The organism is Algoriphagus alkaliphilus (assembly GCF_900103735.1).
In the GTDB taxonomy this organism is placed as follows: domain Bacteria; phylum Bacteroidota; class Bacteroidia; order Cytophagales; family Cyclobacteriaceae; genus Algoriphagus; species Algoriphagus alkaliphilus.
In genome coordinates this window covers 165332-186220 of sequence record NZ_FMXE01000007.1, presented here as the reverse complement: position 1 = coordinate 186220, position 20889 = coordinate 165332, and the positions used below count along the sequence as shown (strand labels likewise).

Genomic DNA, 20889 nt, shown 5'->3' with positions numbered 1-20889 from the left:
GGGGGTTGGGGTTTAATTATTTTCTGGTCTCAACTGACGGACGACCGCACCGGCCTGCCACATTTCAGACTCACGCAATTCTTTCAATTCTGCCTCAAGTTTTTCTCTATAATCAGCTTTGGAGTTAGAATCGATAGATTTCTGTGCTTCTTGACCAGATTTTACAGATTCATAAAGTTTTTCAAAAACCGGCTTAGTCGCATCACGGAAGGGCTTCCACCAATCCAATGCACCTCTTTGAGCTGTCGTAGAGCAATTGGCATACATCCAGTCCATACCGTTCTCTGCTACCAAAGGCATCAGGGACTGGGTCAATTCTTCCACAGTCTCGTTGAATGCTTCAGAAGGAGTGTGACCATTTGCTCTCAATACCTCATACTGCGCCGCGAAGATTCCCTGAATGGCGCCCATCAAGGTTCCTCTTTCTCCGGTCAAATCAGAAGTTACTTCTCTATAGAAATCAGTTTCGAACAAGTATCCGGATCCAACGCCTATACCCAGTGCAATTACTCGGTCTTTGGCTTTGCCAGTACCATCTTGGAAAATCGCATAGGAAGAATTCAATCCTCGGCCTTCTACGAACATTCTTCTCAAGGACGTACCTGATCCTTTTGGTGCAACCAAAATTACATCTACATCTGCCGGAGGAATGATTCCTGTTTTTTCCTTGTAAGTCACTCCAAAACCATGAGAGAAATAAAGTGCTTTGCCCGGAGTCAGGTGTTTTTTCACTGTAGGCCAAAGGGCAATCTGACCTGCATCTGAAAGCAAGAATTGAAGGATAGTACCTCTTTCGCAAGCTTCCTCCAAATCAAAAAGTGTGACACCGGGAACCCATCCGTCAGAAACTGCCTTGTCCCAAGTCTTAGAACCTTTTCGCTGGCCTACAATCACGTTGAATCCATTGTCTTTCAGGTTTAATGCCTGTCCTGGACCTTGTACTCCATAACCTAAAACCGCAATGACTTCGTTTTTGAGGACTTCTCTGGCTTTTTCCAGAGGAAATTCGTCCCTGGTGACTACGTTTTCTTCAACTGTGCCGAATTTTAACTTCATTTTTTCTAAGATTTGATTTAATAGATTGATTATGCTGGGGTTGAGATATTATTTGATGAAAGATTCGATGGTGAGCATGCGCTTTGCGACTGCCACACGACCGGATCGGGCAAACTCCAAAAGCCCATAGCCTTTCAGAATTTCCAGTAATTCCTGGGTTTGCTCTTTATGACCTGTGAGTTCAAGGACAACGAAATCAGGCTCCGCAGCGATGATTTTCGCATTATGCTGACGGATTACCTTTTCCAATCCTCCGTCAAGTTTTGAAACCGGGATTTTATATAGCGCGATTTCCTGATAGACTACGCCTTCATCTTCATGATAAAAGGCTTTGATCACATCAATGATTTTCTCGATCTGATTGACCAATTGAATCACCGTGTCCTCGTTGACCGTCACTTCGATAGTGACTCGGTGAATGCCCGGAATCCTGCTTTCTGAGGCAGTCAAGGCATCGATATTTATCCCCCGTCTTGTAAAAATGATGGTGATCCGGTTGAGAATTCCGATGAAATTCTCTGTGATGACAAATATGGTATATCTCTTCATAGGTTAGAATTAGCTTAATCGGACTTCTTCCACCGAACAACCGGTGGCAATCATTGGAAATACATTGTCTTCTTTCTCCACCACTACCTCTAAGAAAAACGGTCCATCGTGGATCAACATGTCCTCAATGGCTTCTTTCAGATCGGTCCGCTCCGTTACTTTTTGTGCTCGAATATTGTATGCCTCAGCAATCTTGATAAAATCAGGATTGTCAAGCTCAGTGAAGGAATAGCGTCTGTCGAAGAACATCTGTTGCCACTGACGGACCATGCCGAGGAAGTTGTTGTTTAACAGGACAATCTTGACCGGTGCTTTAGTCTGCATGATGGTTCCCAATTCCTGAATGGTCATCTGTATTCCCCCATCACCAACTACACAGATTACCTGTCTGGAATAGTCATGCAATTGAGCCCCCAAGGCCGCAGGAAGCGCGAAACCCATTGTGCCAAGTCCGCCTGAAGTCACCTGGGTTCTTGATTTTTTATAATTGAAGTATCGCCATGCGATCATCTGATGCTGTCCGACGTCGGTTACCAAAACGGCGTCATCAGCCTTGTATTGGTTGATCTGATGGATGACTTCACCCATTGTAAGGCCAACTTTGGTCGGGGTGATGTCATACTGCATAACTGCAGCTTTTTCTTCCTGCTCCAAGTCCCGGAATTTTCCCATCCAAGAATCGTGTTTCTTTTCCCGAATAGCTTCCGTAAGCATGCAAAGACTCTCTTTGCAATCGCCTATCACAGCTACTTCTGCCTTCACATTTTTGTTAACTTCTGCCTTATCCAACTCCAGATGAATTACTTTGGCCTGCTTGGCATAGCGCTTCAAATCTCCTGTAACCCGATCATCAAACCGCATTCCCACGGCAATCAACACGTCACATTGGTTAGTCAATAGATTGGGGGCATAGTTGCCGTGCATTCCAAGTTTACCCACATAATTGGGGTGATCCTGGGGTATTGCCCCTGAGCCCAAAAGTGTACAGGCGGCCGGAATCCCTGATTTATCCAAGAAGAACTTAAGTTCTGTCTCAGCTTTTCCCAAAACTACTCCCTGACCAAATAGCAGATAAGGTCGTTCTGCATTATTTATAAGCTCAGCAGCCTGTTGGATCAATGAAATATCCACAGGAATATGTGTTTTATAAGATCTGAATCCCATGCATGGGACATAGTTCCACTCTCCAAAATCTACCTGGGCATTTTTGGTAATATCGATCAAAACCGGTCCCGGTCTCCCGGATCGGGCAATGTAGAAGCCTCTTGCAATAGCAGGGGCTATATCCTCCACCCTTCTAACCTGAATATTCCATTTGGTGCCCGGCATGGAAATTCCGACTACGTCGGTTTCCTGAAAAGCGTCCGTACCAAGTAAATGGGCCGCTACCTGACCTGTGATACATACCAAAGGCGTACTGTCGATCTGGGCATCAGCCAATCCGGTGATCAGATTGGTAGCTCCGGGTCCAGAAGTGGCAATGCAGACACCGACTTTGCCGGATACACGGGCATAACCCTGGGCCGCATGGATTGCTCCCTGTTCATGACGGGTCAATACGTGCCTTACCTGATCATGATAATCATACAAGGCATCATAGACTGGCATGATTGCTCCGCCGGGATAGCCAAAAATGATATCCGCGTTTTCGGCAATGATTGACCTCACTACAATGTCTGCTCCTCTGACCATCGAATCCTTCATAGAATTAGAATTTATCGGTAACGCAACCTTCAGATGCGGTTGACACAAGTTTATTGTACTTTTTGAGTGTCCCCTGAAGTCCGTCGATGGATTTTGGAGACCATGTTTTTTTACGTTCGGCAAATTCCTGCTCACTCACCCGGACGCTAAGAAGCTGATTGTCTGTATCAATGGTGATCAGATCATCGTCATGCAATAATCCGATAGGGCCACCGCACCAGGCTTCAGGGGTCACGTGTCCTACCACAAATCCGTGCGTTCCACCGGAGAAGCGTCCATCGGTAATTAAAGCCACATCAGCACCCAAACCCGCCCCAATGATCATAGAAGTCGGCTTTAACATCTCCGGCATCCCCGGTGCACCCTTGGGGCCTACATTACGAATGACCACCACATCCCCTGCCTTGACCTGATGATCACGAATGGCGTTGTTTGCTTCCAATTCCGAATCAAATACTCTTGCCGGACCGGTGAACAAACGCCCTTCCTTACCGGTAATTTTAGCCACAGCACCTTCCGGAGCCAGATTGCCCGCCAAAATACACAGGTGCCCTGTTTCTTTAATTGGCGACTCGATGGGGTGTATTACATTGACAGAAGAGGGAACAATCGCTTGAACATGCTCAAGATTTTCAGCCAATGTCCTTCCTGTCACGGTCATGCAATCTCCATGGAGGTAACCTTTATCGAGGAAGTATTTCATGAAAGCCGGTAACCCGCCTTGCTCATGGAGATCTTCCATCAGGAACTTGCCCGATGGCTTGAAGTCTCCGATCATCGGGGTCTTGGCATTCAAAGCTTTAAAGTCCTGAAGTGAAAAATCAACTCTGGCTGTTCGGGCAATAGCCAGAATATGCAGTACCGCATTGGTGCTTCCGCCCAAGGCAATAGCTACACGAACAGCATTTTCAATACTTTTTCGGGTGATGATATCACTTGGCTTGATGTCTTTTTCCAAAAGTATCCGCATGTACTTGCTGACTTCCCTGCACTCACGTAGCTTTTCAGGAGAATTGGCCGGATAGGAAGCGGAGTAAGGCAAAGACATCCCCATCGCCTCGATTGCCGAAGACATGGTATTCGCAGTGTACATTCCTCCACAGGCACCGGCCCCCGGGCATGCATTTCGGATCACCCCGTCATAATCTTCCGCGGAGATGGAGCCCTGTATTTTTTTCCCAAAAGCTTCAAACGCGGAAACGATATTTAATTTTTCGCCCTTGTATAGCCCCGAAGCTATGGTGCCCCCATAGACCATGATCGCGGGCCGGTTGATGCGGATCATACCCATGATGACTCCGGGCATGTTTTTATCGCAGCCCGCCACAGCGATGCAGGAATCAAAAGAGTGCCCAAGGATAAAAGATTCGATGGAGTCGGCAATAATCTCTCTGGAGACCAGGGAATAGCGCATTCCCAAAGTTCCCATAGAAGTCCCGTCCGAAATCCCGATGGTATTAAAAACCAAACCGGTCAGATCGTATTCCTGGGAGGAGTTTTTGATCAGACCGGCAAAGTCATTCAAGTGCATATTGCAGGGATTACTTTCATAGCCACAACTGGCTACCCCTACAAATGGCTGTTTCATTTTTTTATCGCTCAAGCCGGTGGCATAAAGCATCGCTTTTCCTGCCGGATGCTCGTCATTGTCGCTGATTTCCCAACTGTATTTCTTAAGGTTGTTCTGGTTCATAGGTCTGAAAAACAAAAAAGTGTCCCATTTGAGTGAGACACTTTAGATTTATATGCTGTTTTATAAATAGTCTAGTGCCTCACTTCGAAAATCCGATGAGAATAATAAAGCTTAGCAAGAAGACCGATAGGTACATGGTTAGGTTTGAGGTTTAATGCTTCGATAAAGAATCACATGACAATATTAAAACCCATTCACGAGACTTACAATATTTAATTCTCTACAATTCAATTTTCACAGACATAAATACTATAGTTAAATATTTATTAACAAATATTATTTTGTTTTTATGGTATATTCAAAATCATTTTTTAAGAATAGTAGGAAAAAGGAGGGTGTTTCAAAATTTTGTATCGAATTCAAGTAATTTCAAAATAATTGAAAATTTATTCTCTTTTAAATAAGAAAAAAAATGATATGCTGTCAAAAAGCTAAAAAATGATGGAAACATTAGAGATTTTTCAAACCACGATTGAAAAACTCATTCACCGAAATTCAATTAATTTTGTCAAAACACCTTCATCCAATGATCACCTTCCCAAACGCAAAAATAAATCTAGGACTACACATCACTGCAAAACGAAAGGACGGTTACCATGACATCGAAACTTGCATGGTTCCGATCCCCCTATTCGATGCATTGGAAATGATTCTCGACAAAAATCCGAATTGGAATTCCTCTGGATTGGACATCCCCGGTGATCCAAAAGATAATTTGATCTTGAAAGCGGAAAAACTCCTGAGAAAAGACTTTCAGGGACTGCCCAATTTAAATATCCATCTGCATAAAAACATCCCGATGGGCGCAGGACTCGGTGGAGGGTCTGCGGACGGAGCTTTTGCCCTGAATTTGATGAATAACCTCTTTGATCTTCACTTGGATGATTTTTTCTTGGAAGAATATGCGGCTCAACTGGGTAGCGATTGCCCATTTTTTATCGAAAACACTCCGAAAATCGCCCGAGGCAGAGGTGAAATATTAGAACCAATTGATCTTTCACTAAAAGGAACCTACATTGTTTTAATAAATCCGGGAATTCATGTTGGAACCAAAGAAGCCTACGCAGGCGTAACTCCAGCTCCGCCAAAAGTAAAATTGGAGGAGGTGTTGGCTGACCGAAGCCGCTGGAAAGCGGAACTGGTGAATGACTTTGAACCGAGTATTTTCAAAAACCATCCCGAAATAGCTGAGATTAAAGAAAAAATGTATGATGCCGGAGCGTTCTATTCAGCAATGTCGGGTTCGGGATCGAGTGTGTTTGGATTGTTTGTGGAAAAGCCTGGGAATTTGAGTTTTGAAAAGGCCTACTTTCGTTTTGAGCAAAAAATCTGACAGAATTGAGAAAGAATCTTGACGGGAAGTAAACCCGCCAAGATTAATTTAAGGCCTTAAACTTATTCCTACACTATTTCTCCAAAACCCTGGACCTGTGAGATAGTCTAAATCATAAGTTAAGTAAAACAAAATACCAGAAAGTTTTACAGGTGCCATGACCTTACCATTTGCTCCAAAACTGGGACCATTAAAGTCTGCATTACTCTTTAAGGGTTGGTGGATCGCAACGCCTGGACCAAGGAAAAGATAACTTTCACTAATAGGAAAAATCTTCAATAAGTAATTAGCCTGTCCCTTAAGACTAAAGCCCTCATAATTATTTATTCTTAATTCCTTAGGAGAATGCTTGCTTAAGTAATTGAGATTTAAATCAATGTTCAGCCTTCCTATTTTTGATTCTTTGAATACACCAATACCTACAAAGCCTCCATATTGTACTGGGCTTGCAGATCTTGGAGTATTGATTTGGCTTAAATATCCACCAGACAACTGAAAGTCAAATTTGTTTTCTTGAGCAAACCCATTTAAGTGAAAAATAAAGAGAACGATAAATGATGCAATAATTCTAGACATTTTCATTACAACTGAATTTGAGGGACTAAATAAAATTGAAATTTTCCAAATCTTTCAACTCCATAGTTGACCCCCAAATAGGACCTTTGTCCGAATCCTCTATCAGTGAAAGGATTATTTATGGTACCGCACTTATTAAATGTTTGCCTAAAATGTAATTGAGAATAATTCCAGCCACCTACGGTAGTCACTTGCGATTCAGTCTGTCCTGCAGAATTAATCTTTATAATTACGGACACCTGCGTTGTTTCACTATTTGATGGTCTTCTATTAAATAATACCATTGCCATATCAACTTGTCGATCCTCCCAATTATTAATAATAAATGAACTAGGACTAGTTCTCCATTCACCTGTATCACCTCTCTTTATTTCCAACTCAAAGAAAATTGTGTTAGCTGAGGCACTTCCACCTGGATTAGTCCCTAACACTATAATTAAAGTCAGTCTATCTGGATGTGGCCATGCTCTAATTGAACTTGTCAGATTTAATTCAGGCATTAAGAGCCTAACGACACTGTTTTGATTTAGATCTTGGCAATTGGCAGAATTAACAAAATTTTGAACTGCAAAATTTTCTCCCGATGTTGATTTCGTATTTTCTTTCCCACTTTCATTCCCAAAATCAAATGCGCCTAATACGATAGTGGGATTCTTTTTTGCATACTCATCACTCACAAAAAAATCCTGTTGACCATTGGATTCAACACTATTATTTCCAAAATCAACCATTCTAGCTTTTGTTTCTCCTAGCCATTCTTGATCTTTATTTAGGTTCCAGTCTTCAAATTCTTGAGACCACCAAGAAACTGTCAACTGACTTAAAGAGGACTCCTCAAAGTTTTCCGCAAGATATGGAGCCACTATACCTATTTTATTCTCCTTAATAAACGCAATTAGTTCCTCTATCGAATAGAGTGTTGTCGAAGATATTTTCGAAGTCCTGAACCTACTAAATGAGTCCACAATGGCTGATTTCTTTTTTGCCACAGGATTAACTCCAGTCTCAAAAAGATGAGCTAAATCGATAGAAATTTCACCTTGATTCCCCTCAATTTTTGACGTTGCAAATAGTTCAGCCCTTGCATTTGGATCTTGAAATACATGCCCAATGAAAAGGGACAAGTGCTTTAATTTAGATTCATATTCAGGGTTCTTCGCCGAAAAGAGCTCTTCACTTTGCTTACTCGATACCTGACTAGCCTCAGGAATTTCTTGACAGGAAGTTATCCCTAATAGAAAAATAAAGAGAGAGAGGGAGAGAGAGAGAGAGAATTTGATAATTGAAAATTTGTTTTCATAAAAATTTCGTTTAAAAGTTTCACTACAATTTTAATCAAAATAAATACATTTTCAAATTTTAATTTAAAATAACTTTTAAAACCAAATTAATTCAATTTATATTTAAATATTTATATTACACATATATTATTTTATATTTATTTTTCAGGATCAGCTAGAGTTTAATGCAATAAAAAAAGCAGGATGAGTTCTGGATGTCTGATTTGAACCCTGTCATCGGTTCTTAGCAAGCTGGTAGAAGGTTCGAAGTAATCCTGAGGGCAACTTGATGAACAAATTTCAGCCTGTAGCCATCACTGCCCCGCTGACTTCCAAAATCAAATACTATCAGGGAAATCCGATTTTAAAGCCTTCGGCTGAAAATGGACTGAAATCGGAGTTTGAACTGATGGTTTTTCATATCCGCTCCATCTCAAAAGATCGGCTGATTGAAAAAATTGGAGAGGTCTCAAAAGAGGAATTGCGGACAGCACTTGTCACGCTTCAAGACATTACCACACTTTAAAAATCAGCCGAGTGTCCGTACGGCTTTCCTTCGCTTATTCCAGTAGTTCAAAACCGGATAAATCAAAACCGAAATCAGGATAATCAGAGTCCCCAGATAAAACTGGGGTGTCATTTTTTCGCTTTCTCCCAAAATCAAAACTGCCAGTACTATTCCATAGACAGGCTCGAGATTCATTGTTAGGTTTATTGAAAAGACCGGAAGCCTTTTCATTAATTCGACAGTAATTGAAAAAGGATAAACAGTACAAATCACTCCCAAAATTAATAACCAAAGCCAATCCCAACCGGTCCAAGCCCATTGAATGGCTTTTTGATCAGTCATCAGTTCGGAAAAAAACGGCAGCATCACTAAGGCAAAAAGACAGGCGGCAAGCATCTCATAAAACGTGATTTGGTAGGGAGTATGGCGCCGGGACAATCGCCCATTTAGCACGGAAAACAAAGCCGCCAAAAATGCTGAAATCAAGGCTATAGAAAGACCCAACCAATAGCCTGATTCAAACTGGAAAATCACCAGCAATCCGGAAATCACTATAACTCCTAATACAACTTCATACCATTTTATTTTGGTACGATTGACTAATGGCTCGATAAAAGCAGTCCAAAGTGAGGTGGTGGCCATTCCTGCAAGGCAGACTGAGGCCGTAGCTAATCTCGCAGACCAGAAAAAGGTGATCCAGTGAAGCGAAATCAAAATCCCAACTCCCATAATTTTTATGATCTGAGAGGGGGAAACAACAAGAGACTCCTTTTTGAAATAGACCATGCCCGCCACTCCCACTGCCGCAATGAGTGTCCGATAAAACACCAACTCCAGCGAAGGGAGGCTGATCAAAAGCCCCAAAATGGCCGTAAAACCCCAGATCAACACAATGAAATGGAGAATTAAATAATCTTTGACAGTCCGTCGGATCAACATCTACCTGGGTACGGTTTTATAAAGCACCAAACCGGTAAGCGCAAAGACGATGTTGGGTAACCAAACTGAAAGTATCGGATATTGGGAGCCTGTCTCTGCAAAAGTTCTGGAAAGAATGAACAACAGGATATACACAAAAGCCAATAAAAATCCCATCGCAATCTGGAATCCTGATCCTCCACGGGTCTTCCTCGCAGACATAATCACCCCTATGAAAGTCAAAATCAATGCCGCAAAAGGAGACATAAACCGCACATAACGCTCGATTCGGTAGAAGCTCACATTATCCGCTCCACGATCTTCCAAAATCTTGATTTGACGGGTAAGCTCGGGAAGCTTGAGGGTCTCATGATGATTTTCAGGCAAATCAAAGTCCGCCGGAGTGATGGATAAAACTGTATCCAAACTTTCTCCCACAGTATAATCTTCCCCTCTTTCCTGAAGTTTGCGAAGCCGCCAGTTTTCCAGTCTCCAAACATTTTTTGCAGTGTCCCATTGAATTCTGTCCGAAGAAAGCTTAGATAACAACTGACCGTCACGGATTTCTTCCAAAGTAAAGCTATATCCTGTATTGCTAGTTTTGTAAAATCGCGTCAGAAAGGCATACGAGTCAGGACCTACCTTAATGTGAATATTGGGATCAGTCGAAGCATTGCCTTTGTTCAAATAGGCGATCCTAAATTTAGTAACACCGCCGGTTGCCACAGGCAAAACCCAACCATTCAGCAAGAAACTGATTGCTCCGATCATGGCCGCTGCAAACAGAAACGGTCTAAGCAATCGGACAAAGCTCACCCCCGAACTCAAAATGGCAATGATTTCAGTCCGTCCGGCCATCTTGGAAGTGATGAAAATAACCGCAATAAATACCGTGATCGGAGTCAGGAGGTTATTTAGGTACAAGCCATAATTGCCCATGTATCGGAGAATCTCTCCTGCAGGCACAGCATTTCTGATATAGGTATCATTCTTCTCTGTGAAGTCCAAAACCAACACAATCAGGATCAGCATGACCACCACAAAAAAGTAGGTCTTCAAAAATTCCTTAATGATCAGTTTGTCGAGAATCTTCATTTTAAAGTCTAGTGCTCACTTTTTTCACCATCTGATCTTTCCAAACGGCAAAATCACCGGCTTGGATATGTTCTCTCGCCTGCCCGACTAGCCAAAGGTAAAAAGCAAGATTATGAATGCTGGCAATCTGTGCTGCAAGGATTTCTTTGGAAACAGTCAAGTGACGAAGGTAAGCTTTTGAGTAAAAAGTACTCGCATAATTCCCAATCGCCGGATCAATCGGGCTGAAATCGTCTTTCCATTTTTCATTGCGGATATTGATAATTCCCTCTGAGGTGAATAGCATTCCGTTTCGGGCATTTCTGGTCGGCATCACGCAGTCAAACATATCCACACCAAGGGCGATGCATTCCAGGATATTCGCGGGCGTCCCCACTCCCATCAGGTAGCGAGGCTTGTCAGCAGGCAAAATATCCGTGACCAGTTCGGTCATTTCATACATCATTTCGGCAGGCTCACCTACCGAAAGCCCTCCTATCGCATTCCCTTCCCTACCTTGAGCAGCGATAAATTCCGCACTTTGCTTTCGCAAATCCTTATAAACCGATCCCTGCACAATTGGGAAAAAAGTCTGTCTGTATCCATATTTCCCCTCTGTGGAATCAAAGCGATCGATGCAGCGAGTCAACCAACGATGGGTCATTTCCATGGAATTGCGGGCATAGCCATATTCGCATGGGTAGGGTGTGCATTCGTCAAAAGCCATAATAATATCTGCTCCGATGGTTCGCTGGATGTCCATCACATTTTCCGGAGTAAACTCATGCTTGGATCCGTCGATGTGGGATTTGAAGGTGACGCCTTCCTCTTTGATTTTCCGGGTACCGGAAAGCGAAAACACCTGATATCCACCGCTATCTGTCAGAATGGGGCGTTCCCAGCCGTTGAATTTATGAAGCCCACCAGCTTTTTCAAGAATGTCAAGCCCCGGTCTGAGATACAGATGGTAGGTATTGCCAAGAATAATCTGAGCCTTGATATCTTCTTTTAGTTCACGCTGATGCACGGCCTTTACTGTGGCAGCGGTTCCGACAGGCATAAAAATCGGGGTTTGAATTTCCCCATGATCAGTAAAAAGTGTCCCTGTTCGCGCTTTTGTCTGTAAATCTTTCTTCCTTAGGGTAAACTTCATATCTAAATTTCTGAGGCCGCAGCACTCATATACAAACTGTTCCGAATTGCTGGCAAAAATATCCACTTATTCTTAAACGAATGCTGAAATTGATTTTATATTTGCCCAGCAAAATTGACCTATGGGCCTATTTTTACTCTGGTTTTTCTTTGGCATCGGCGTTATCATCCAGTTGGTTTACCTTCTAGTGATCTTCGGACGGACTGCCTGGTTCAAATCAATTACGAAGTCTTCGAAAAACCAAATCCCTGAGGAGGGAGTGACCGTCCTTGTCGCAGCTCACAATGAATTTCAAAACCTTAAGATTTTGATTCCCAGACTTTTCGAACAGGATTATCCCAAATTTGACGTGATGGTCGTCAACGACCGAAGCACAGATCGCACGAAGCGATTGCTTGAGGAAATGATGGCCCTCTACCCAAAACTCCGGTCAGTCACGATCAAATACACCCCAAATCACGTCACTCCCAAAAAATTTGCACTGACCCTTGGTATCAAAGTGGCCAAAAATGACGTCATCCTTTTGACAGATGCTGATTGTATGCCTACAAATGACCAATGGATCAGAAAAATGACTGCCCCAATCAGAGAAGATGGTAAAACTTTCTCCATTGGATTCTCGGGCTATGAAGTCAAATCATCGCTTTTGAATAAATGGATACAGTTTGAGACAATGCTGACTGCGCTCTTCTACTTTTCTTTTGGACTCTGGAAGGCACCATTTATGGGGGTGGGAAGAAATCTTTGCTACCGCAAAAGTTTTTTCATGGAAGTAAAGGCTTTCAAGGGACTCTGGCACTTGGAGGGTGGAGATGACGACCTTTTTGTCAATCAATACGCCACAGGGAAAAATTCAGCTATCGTAATTGATCCCTGCGCTACGACTACTTCAATCCCAAAAGAAACCTGGAAAGAATACCTCGTTCAGAAAAAGCGGCACTTAAATGCAGGAAAATATTACCGGGGAGAGGACAAACGAAAAATTGGACTATTCTCACTTTCCCATGCATTATTTTGGATTGGGGCTATCGGTTTGATGATTTATTTCGGAGTTGAAACAGAATTGGAACAATTTTTAATCGTTTTAGGTATTGTTTTAGTAAGATCATTTTTGGTGTTGAGTATTTTCAATTCGGCTTCAAAAAAGATCCAAGGATCCGCAACACCAATGAATGTCCTGATCAATGATTTTATTTATCTGGGCTATTTTTGGGTATTGGGTTCAGTTTCTTACCAAGCTAAAGATATCCCATGGAAATAAACGAACGAGGTTTTTCGATTAAAGCACTGGAGGATTTTGATCTGATCGACAGAGCTGTACAGGATAAAGACCAGCAAGCCTACGCTACTTTAATGAAGCGGTACAAAAAGGCCGTTTATTTCATGATCCTGAAAATGATCCGTGACGCGGATGATGCGGAAGATCTGACCATGGAGGCTTTTGCCAAAGCATTCAAGAACCTGGAACGATTCAAAAAGGACTATACATTCAGTACTTGGCTTTTTCGAATTGCCACCAACAACACCATTGATTTTATCCGAAAGAAAAAGCTCAAAACCATGAGCTTGAACAATACGCTTTCTGATGACAGTGGCAACTCAGTCACTATAGACATCGAGGACGACGACAACAATCCTCAGGATCAATACATCCGCTCTCAGCGCATCGATATGGTGCGGATTTTTGTAGATAAGCTTCCTGCCAAATACCGCAAACTGGTGCAGTTGCGCTACTTTGACGAACTTTCGTATGAAGAGATCGCACAGGAATTGGAAAAACCTCTGGGTACTGTCAAAGCACAACTTCACAGATCTCGGGAGTTGCTTTTTGAGATCGCCTCCGGCAAAGAAAAACACATTTGATGAACTCAGGCACTCAGCTGATCCTTACTTATTTCCCAAATCTCAGCGAAACACAAGTCGCTCAATTTGACCGTCTCCTAGAACTTTACGAAGACTGGAACTCCAAGATCAACGTAATCAGCCGCAAGGATATGGATCAGTTTTACGTCCATCATGTACTCCATTCCTTGGGTATAGCTAAGGTGATGGCCTTCCAACCCGGTACCAAAGTGCTGGATATTGGCACAGGAGGAGGGTTTCCCGGTATTCCACTGGCCATTCTTTTTCCGGACACCCATTTCCACCTGGTGGATTCTATAGGAAAAAAAATCGGCGTGGTAAAGGATGTAGCCAAGCAATTGAAACTTTCAAACGTCGAACCCCAACAAGCGCGGGCTGAGGAACTGGTTCGCAAATATGACTTTGTAATCAGCCGGGCCGTGACCCAAATGGTCAATTTTTATCCCTGGGTGAAAAACAAGATAAAAAAAGAGGACATCAATGAATTCCAAAACGGCATCCTCTATCTTAAAGGCGGAGATGTCGACGAGGAAATGGAAGCCTTGGACAAGTCCTATGTCGTCTATCACCTGGAGGACTACTTAAAAGAAGATTTTTTCCAGACCAAAAAGGTCGTGTACATGCCTTGGGAAGATAAAAGGTAATAAAGTGTATTTTGAGAGATACAGTTTTTAGGCCATACTGCATCTTCTAGGATACAACAATGGAATTTCTTATGTACCTCCAACCACCCGGAAATCGGCTAGGGAACAAAGCTACCGCTGTTTATACTTGGTTTTTTATATTAAAAAATAAGATTAAGAACTGTACAATTCCAGAATAAACATTGTACATTTTCAAAGTAAGTCTTGTACAATTCCAAAATATACCTTGTACAATTTCAAAGTAAAAGCTGTACAATTTCAAAATAAAGCCTGTACAGTTTCAAAATAGACCGTTCCTTTGTAGTAAATGAATGTAATCAATAGGCACATTTACAAGGCTATACGGGAATATCAAGGCAAATACCCGATTTTAGTGCTGACTGGACCAAGACAGTCAGGGAAGACAACCTTGTTGAAAAAACTTTTCCCGGATTACCGCTATGTCAGTCTGGAAAATCCGGATGTCCGTGATTTTGCCCTGAAAGACCCAAATGGATTTTTGGCGGAATACAACGATCAAATGATCTTTGATGAAGTGCAGCAAGCCCCGGCTTTATTTTCCTACCTCCAAACTTTGGTGGACAGCCGCCCTGACCGGATGGGTGGATTTATTCTTTCCGGCTCCCAAAATTTCCACCCAATGGAGCGAATTACCCAAAGTCTTGCAGGAAGAGTAGCATTATTTAAACTCTTTCCTCTGGACATTCAGGAATTGAAGGAAGCCAATTTGCTTGCCGTGGATCCTTTTGATCAATTGATTCATGGATTCTACCCCGCACTCTATGACCGAAAGATCTCTCCGGGAGTTTTCTATTCCAATTATGTGCAGACCTATGTCAATCGAGATGTGACTGAACTCATGAACGTGAAAGATTTGAGACAATTTCAAAATTTCTTGAGTCTTTGTGCCTCTCGTGCAGGCCAACTTCTGAATCTTAGCGCATTGGCGAATGAAGCAGGTATCAGTCAGCCCACTGCAAAATCATGGCTCTCCGCACTGGAATCCAGCTACATTACGTTCCGACTTTATCCCTTTCACAAGAATTTCAGCAAGCGGGTAGTCAAAACTCCAAAGCTTTATTTCTACGACACAGGTTTATTGGCTTTTCTACTAAAAATCAAAAACAGAGAAACCCTGCTCACCCATCCCGTCAAAGGAGCTTTGTTTGAAAATATGGTCATTGCAGAATTTCACAAGCAAATGCATCATGGGTACCGAGATGAAAGTCCTTGGTTTTGGAGAGACAATCACGGAGACGAAGTGGACTTGTTGTTGGATCAGGGGTTAAGCCTGGACATCTTTGAAATCAAAGCCAGCGAAACCATTCTGACCAAAAATTTTGACGGCTTGGCAAAGTTTGAAGGCATTTCAGATAATCCCATTTCTAAAAAGGGATTGATCCATGCCGGAGATCTCAATCAAAAAAGATCCCATGGACAGGTGATTTCCTGGAAGGATTTTCCTGAATTCTGAAGTAAAGGACTATATTATCAGGCATTTAGGCCCTAATTAGCTTCTGCTTCCTCCTTAATTCTACTAAAAATAACAGGGCTTTTTGCTATTTGACCCCTTGGGAAAATATCTCTCTGAATGAACCCATCTTTGCCATCCTGTGTGATTAAATACTTACTCATGGAGATCTTTTCATAGTCCATGATAATGAGTGTATCACCATTCAAGTGCCATTTTCCAATCTTTTTAACAACTCCAACATCACCAGGTTCAACATCTGTCCAAAAGACCGTATCTTTTCTAATTCCAAATAATGATTTTCCAAATCCAAGTTTGCAGCGTTTTGAATCGCAATTTGATCATCTAAATCACTTGCCGCCAAAACCTCTGATTGTAAAAGACTATTTATTGGGCCATGCTTTTCCAATTTCCATCTTCCCAAAAAGAATGAAGGATCAATCGTAAGGAAATAGACTAGGAATGAAGAAAATAAATTTATGCTCATAACTAAAAGAAAATATCACCTAAAACTAATATCGGAAACTTGTAGAGAGATACCAAATTTTCTAAAGATTTAACAGTTAAAGGTTTCATTTTTTATCTCCGACATTTCCGGACAATCGGTTTTATACTAGCCCGAATAGCATTAATTTGAAGGCTCAATTCTCTGAAATATGTATATTATTTTTGACACCGAGACCACCGGCTTACCCCGGGATTACAATGCCCCCATGTCCGATGTGGACAATTGGCCGCGTCTCGTACAGATCGCCTGGCAGCTGCATGATGCAAAGGGTAAGCTACTTTCCAACCACAATTACATTATTCGGCCGGAGGGCTTTACCATCCCCTACAATGCCGAAAAAGTCCACGGATTATCCACCAAGAGGGCATTGGCGGAAGGCCACGACCTGAAGGAAATCCTGCAGGTATTCCGTGAGGACGTCGTCCAGGCCAAATACTTGGTGGGCCACAATATCGGATTTGACATCAATATCGTGGGATCGGAATTTCTCCGATCTGAGTTAGTCATGCCTTTAGGTGATAAGAAAGAACTCGATACCAAGGATATTTCCACAGAATTTTGCGCACTGCCCGGAGGAAAAGGGGGGAAATTCAAATGGCCCACTTTGACCGAACTTCATCGGAAACTTTTCGGAAATGGCTTTGGCGATGCGCACGATGCGGCTTATGATGTGGATGCTACGGCCCGCTGTTTTTTCGGTCTGATTACCCAAGGCATTCAAAAGCCTGAAGAAGGAATCAGTATAGCGGAAGTAATTTATGAAGCTCCCAGCTTAGCCGATGCCAACTTTGTCCAAGCAAAAGAGGAGCAAAAAGCAAGTGCAAAAGATGTTCTAAAGCAGGCTGGAAAAGCAGATATCTCTGACTTGGCCGATGTCCCCTTCACTCATTTGCACGTGCACAGTCAGTACTCAGTACTTCAGGCCACTTCGGAAATCCCTACTTTAGTTGCCCGGGCAAAAGCCTTCGGTATGCCTGCTATCGCGATGACCGATCATGGAAACATGATGGGAGCGTTCAACTTCGTCAAGGAGGCTATGAGCAAGGAAATCAAGCCAATCTTAGGCTGTGAATTTAACCTCTGCCGTGACCGAAAAAACAAAAGCAATAAGGATGACGGCCACCAAACAGTCCTCTTGGCCAAGAATAAAGCGGGCTATCACAACCTCGCAAAACTAGCCTCTTACGCCAATATTGAGGGCTTTTATTATGTGTCCAGGATTGACAAAGAACTCTTGGTCCAGTACAAAGGCGATCTGATCGCCACTACCGGGGGACTTTGGGGAGAGATTCCTTATTTGATCCTGAACGTGGGAGAGACTCAGGCAGAGGAGGCATTTGTCTGGTGGAAAAAACAGTTTGGCGAGGACTTCTATGTCGAACTCAATCGTCACGGAATTCCTGAAGAAGAGAAAGTAAATGAGGTTTTGCTCGAATTTGCCAGAAAATATGGCGTGAAATATTTTGCAGCCAACAACACCTATTACAACGATAAGCCGGATGCTAAGGCACATGATATTTTGCTTTGTGTCAAAGACGGAGAAAAAATAGAAGGCCCGGAGAAGAAAGAAAAAAAATACATCGGCAAGCGCGGCCGGGAATTTCGGTATGGATTTCCTAATGATGAATTCTATATTAAAAGTCCGGATGAAATGAAAAAACTGTTTTCAGATTTACCGGAAGCTATCATTTGTACCCAGGAAATAGTTGATAAAATCGAAGCCTACAAGCTCGCCCGTGAGGTTTTACTTCCAAAATTTGACATTCCGAATGAGTTCAAGCATCCAGAGGACGAAGTAGACGGAGGAAAAAGAGGCGAAAATGCCTATTTGAGATACCTAACTTATGAAGGCGCTAAAAAACGCTATCCGGAGATTACCCCTGAAATTCAGGAACGATTGGATTTCGAATTAGCAACGATCGAAAAAACAGGTTATCCCGGTTACTTTCTCATCGTTCAGGACTTTACCCGAGCAGCTCGGGAAATGGGCGTTTCAGTTGGGCCGGGTCGAGGTTCTGCGGCAGGTTCTGCTGTAGCGTATTGCACCGCGATCACCAACGTTGATCCCATAGCCTACGATCTACTCTTCGAGAGATTCCTCAATCCCGACCGGGTTTCACTTCCCGATATTGATATTGACTTTGACGATGAAGGCCGCCAAAGTGTCATCGACTATGTGATCAACAAATACGGATCAAATCAGGTCGCACAGATCATCACCTATGGCACCATGGCAGCAAAATCGGCGATTCGTGATACTGCCCGAGTGCTGAATTTACCTTTGGCAGATGCCGGAAGACTGGCAAATCTTGTGCCCGACATCAAGCTTAAAGCACTTTTTGCCTTGGCGAAAAACAGACCTGCCCTGCTGGAAAAGCTAAAAGGCCAAGGGGAATTGCTTGCAAATGCAGAGGAGCTCATCCGGATTGCCTCAGGAAACGATGAAATGGCTCGAACTTTAAATCAAGCAACCATTCTGGAAGGATCTGTACGGAACCTGGGAATCCATGCCTGTGGAGTGATCATCACGCCAAGTGACATCACCAACTTTGTTCCAGTTGCATTAGCGAAAGATTCCGACATGGTTTGCACGCAGTTTGACAACTCTGTGGTAGAATCAGCCGGTTTGTTGAAAATGGACTTTTTGGGTCTGAAGACACTCACTTTGATTAAGGATGCGATCAAAATCGTGAAGGAGAGACACGGTATACAACTCGATGCCGATGAATTTGACATCGAGGATTCAAAAACCTACGAGCTCTTTCAGCGTGGTGAGACCGTCGGTATTTTCCAATACGAATCTGCAGGGATGCAGAAATACATGCGTGAATTGAAGCCGACAGTTTTTGCGGATTTGATCGCCATGAACGCACTCTATCGCCCGGGACCCTTGGCTTACATTCCTTCTTTTATCAAACGGAAGCATGGTACTGAGTCGATCACCTACGATCTGGACGACATGAAGGAATACCTGGAGGAAACTTACGGGATTACCGTCTACCAGGAACAGGTGATGCTTTTGTCCCAAAAACTCGCAGGATTCACCAAAGGTGAAGCAGACGTCTTGCGAAAGGCAATGGGTAAAAAGCAGAAGGACGTGCTGGACAAAATGAAACCAAAATTTGTCGAGCAAGCTTCAGCCAAAGGTCACGAGCCCAAGAAACTGGAAAAAATCTGGACGGACTGGGAGGCTTTTGCCTCCTATGCCTTCAACAAATCCCACTCGACCTGCTATGCTTGGATTGCCTATCAGACAGCCTATTTAAAAGCCCATTATCCCGCTGAATACATGGCCTCGGTGCTGAGCAACAACATGAATGACATCACACAGGTGACTTTTTTCATGGAGGAGTGTAAGCGAATGGGCATCAAAGTGGCCGGTCCGGATGTCAATGAATCCAAGGGAGGATTTACAGTAAATAAAGTGGGGGAAATTCGCTTTGGAATGGCTGCAATCAAAGGGGCAGGTTCGGCAGCGGTGGAAGAAATCATCAAGGAACGCGAGAAAAACGGACCTTATAAAAACATCTTTGATTTTGCAAAGCGGGTGAACTCTCGTGCGCTGAATAAGAAAACGATGGAAGCCCTTGCCATGGCAGGAGCTTTTGATGGTTTCAAAGAACATCATCGAAGACAATACCTTGAGGCAGCTCCCGGTGATATTTCACTGATCGAAAAAGCAACGAAATACGCCCAAAAGATTCAACAGGAAGAAGACAGTGCACAAGTGAGTCTTTTTGGAGGCGGCGGGGGAAGCATGGAAGTGCCTGTGCCGACCATTGCCCCGATGGAGCCATTTTCGCAGATTCAGCAACTTAATATCGAAAAAGAAGTCGTCGGACTGTTTATCTCCGGCCACCCTCTGGATCAATATAGATTGGAAATCGAATCGTTCACCAACACACCACTGACTGCATTAGCTGATTTGGAAAGCTTACGGGGGAAAAACGAACTGAAGCTTGCCGGATCGGTCAGCAGCTTTGCGCATCGAACTACCAAAACGGGGAAGCCATTTGGAACGCTTACCATGGAAGATTACCACGGTTCCTTCACGTTCTTTCTCTTCGGAGACGACTACGTCAAATTCAAAGAGTACTTCATGACCGGGTGGTTTTTGTTTCTAACCGGAAAAGTGGAACAGCGCAAGTGGGGGAATGAAAATGAAGTGGAATTCAAAATCACCTCCATGATGCTACTTAGTGAAGTGCGTGGAAAAATGGTGAAAGGAATTCGTGTGAATATCGATCTGGACGATCTGACACTTGATCTGATGGAAAAACTGGAAGCCATCACTGCCAAATACAAGGGAGATGCCAAGCTCTACATTGATGTGATCGACCGAAGAGAAAACATTTCGCTGGAGCTTTTCTCCAAGAAATTCACCATTGATCCGAGTTCGGAGATGATCCAAGAACTGAAAGAACTTCCCGAGGTAGTGTATAAGGTGATCTAGCCAATTTGGGATTAGTTTGAGGCTGACTAATCATAGCATCCATCTATGGATAATAGACAATAAATTTTATCTCATAGGAACTTAATATCCTTCAATCCGCTTTTGC

17 protein-coding genes are annotated in these 20889 nt (G+C 43.0%); 7 read left to right on the top strand and 10 right to left on the bottom strand.

From position 1 onward, the window contains the following. Positions 1–12 precede the first annotated feature (12 nt). The 4 genes from ilvC to ilvD are packed head-to-tail and all read right to left on the bottom strand — an operon-like array spanning position 13 to position 5002. Complete coding sequence (gene ilvC, locus BLQ81_RS06530; RefSeq protein WP_092729143.1) at positions 13–1056, bottom strand: ketol-acid reductoisomerase; 1044 nt, start codon at positions 1054–1056, stop codon at positions 13–15. A 48-nt stretch (positions 1057–1104) separates the two neighbouring features. Beyond that, positions 1105–1605 carry an acetolactate synthase small subunit gene (gene ilvN / locus BLQ81_RS06525; protein ID WP_092729142.1) on the bottom strand — a complete coding sequence of 167 codons (501 nt, stop codon included), beginning with the start codon at positions 1603–1605 and terminating at the stop codon, positions 1105–1107. Between the two features lie 9 nt (positions 1606–1614). Beyond that, positions 1615–3309, bottom strand: coding sequence for a biosynthetic-type acetolactate synthase large subunit (gene ilvB, locus BLQ81_RS06520; RefSeq protein WP_245693194.1), 1695 nt, complete (start codon positions 3307–3309; stop codon positions 1615–1617). Between the two features lie 4 nt (positions 3310–3313). Then, on the bottom strand, positions 3314–5002 hold the full coding sequence (gene ilvD / locus BLQ81_RS06515) for a dihydroxy-acid dehydratase (protein WP_092729141.1): 1689 nt from the start codon (positions 5000–5002) through the stop codon (positions 3314–3316). Between the two features lie 526 nt (positions 5003–5528). On the opposite strand from ilvD, the gene ispE reads away from it, so the two are divergent. Next, entirely contained in the window at positions 5529–6335 is an 807-nt protein-coding gene (ispE, locus tag BLQ81_RS06510; protein ID WP_092729140.1) for a 4-(cytidine 5'-diphospho)-2-C-methyl-D-erythritol kinase, read from the top strand. 48 nt (positions 6336–6383) lie between these two features. Here the strand turns inward: ispE and BLQ81_RS06505 are convergent, their stop codons facing one another. Together BLQ81_RS06505 and BLQ81_RS06500 are read right to left on the bottom strand one after the other, a co-directional pair. Next, the gene (locus BLQ81_RS06505; protein WP_139183573.1) at positions 6384–6911 is read right to left on the bottom strand and encodes a hypothetical protein; all 528 of its coding nucleotides are present in this window, start codon (positions 6909–6911) and stop codon (positions 6384–6386) included. A gap of 5 nt (positions 6912–6916) precedes the next feature. Beyond that, positions 6917–8035, bottom strand: coding sequence for a hypothetical protein (locus tag BLQ81_RS06500; RefSeq protein ID WP_092729138.1), 1119 nt, complete (start codon positions 8033–8035; stop codon positions 6917–6919). A 445-nt stretch (positions 8036–8480) separates the two neighbouring features. Here BLQ81_RS06500 and BLQ81_RS06495 point away from each other — a divergent pair, with 445 nt between their 5' ends. Continuing rightward, positions 8481–8717 carry a type II toxin-antitoxin system PemK/MazF family toxin gene (locus BLQ81_RS06495; RefSeq protein WP_245693193.1) on the top strand — a complete coding sequence of 79 codons (237 nt, stop codon included), beginning with the start codon at positions 8481–8483 and terminating at the stop codon, positions 8715–8717. 3 nt (positions 8718–8720) lie between these two features. Here the strand turns inward: BLQ81_RS06495 and BLQ81_RS06490 are convergent, their stop codons facing one another. Genes BLQ81_RS06490 through tgt form a run of 3 tightly spaced genes read right to left on the bottom strand, consistent with a single transcriptional unit; the run spans position 8721 to position 11844 of the window. After that, positions 8721–9638, bottom strand: coding sequence for a DMT family transporter (locus BLQ81_RS06490; RefSeq protein ID WP_092729137.1), 918 nt, complete (start codon positions 9636–9638; stop codon positions 8721–8723). Continuing rightward, positions 9639–10712 carry an LptF/LptG family permease gene (locus BLQ81_RS06485; RefSeq protein WP_092729136.1) on the bottom strand — a complete coding sequence of 358 codons (1074 nt, stop codon included), beginning with the start codon at positions 10710–10712 and terminating at the stop codon, positions 9639–9641. Position 10713: 1 nt separating this feature from the next. Further along, positions 10714–11844, bottom strand: coding sequence for a tRNA guanosine(34) transglycosylase Tgt (tgt, locus tag BLQ81_RS06480; RefSeq protein ID WP_092729169.1), 1131 nt, complete (start codon positions 11842–11844; stop codon positions 10714–10716). 121 nt (positions 11845–11965) lie between these two features. Here tgt and BLQ81_RS06475 point away from each other — a divergent pair, with 121 nt between their 5' ends. The 4 genes from BLQ81_RS06475 to BLQ81_RS06460 all read left to right on the top strand — a co-directional run bounded on the left by BLQ81_RS06475 (position 11966) and on the right by BLQ81_RS06460 (position 15825). Further along, positions 11966–13105: a glycosyltransferase gene (locus tag BLQ81_RS06475; RefSeq protein WP_092729135.1), complete on the top strand. Its 1140-nt coding sequence runs from the start codon at positions 11966–11968 to the stop codon at positions 13103–13105. Then, on the top strand, positions 13096–13707 hold the full coding sequence (locus tag BLQ81_RS06470) for a sigma-70 family RNA polymerase sigma factor (protein WP_092729134.1): 612 nt from the start codon (positions 13096–13098) through the stop codon (positions 13705–13707). Before BLQ81_RS06475 ends, BLQ81_RS06470 begins: the two co-directional genes overlap by 10 nt. Continuing rightward, positions 13707–14351: a 16S rRNA (guanine(527)-N(7))-methyltransferase RsmG gene (gene rsmG / locus BLQ81_RS06465; protein ID WP_092729133.1), complete on the top strand. Its 645-nt coding sequence runs from the start codon at positions 13707–13709 to the stop codon at positions 14349–14351. The genes BLQ81_RS06470 and rsmG overlap by 1 nt, the downstream gene beginning before the upstream one ends. A 307-nt stretch (positions 14352–14658) precedes the next feature. Further along, positions 14659–15825, top strand: a complete 1167-nt coding sequence (locus BLQ81_RS06460; protein ID WP_092729132.1) for an ATP-binding protein — start codon at positions 14659–14661, stop codon at positions 15823–15825. A gap of 202 nt (positions 15826–16027) precedes the next feature. On the opposite strand, the gene BLQ81_RS06455 is transcribed toward BLQ81_RS06460, so the two are convergent. Next, positions 16028–16309, bottom strand: coding sequence for a hypothetical protein (locus tag BLQ81_RS06455; RefSeq protein ID WP_092729131.1), 282 nt, complete (start codon positions 16307–16309; stop codon positions 16028–16030). 169 nt (positions 16310–16478) lie between these two features. Between BLQ81_RS06455 and dnaE the strand changes: the two genes are divergently transcribed. Continuing rightward, complete coding sequence (gene dnaE, locus BLQ81_RS06450; RefSeq protein ID WP_092729130.1) at positions 16479–20783, top strand: DNA polymerase III subunit alpha; 4305 nt, start codon at positions 16479–16481, stop codon at positions 20781–20783. Positions 20784–20889 lie beyond the last annotated feature (106 nt).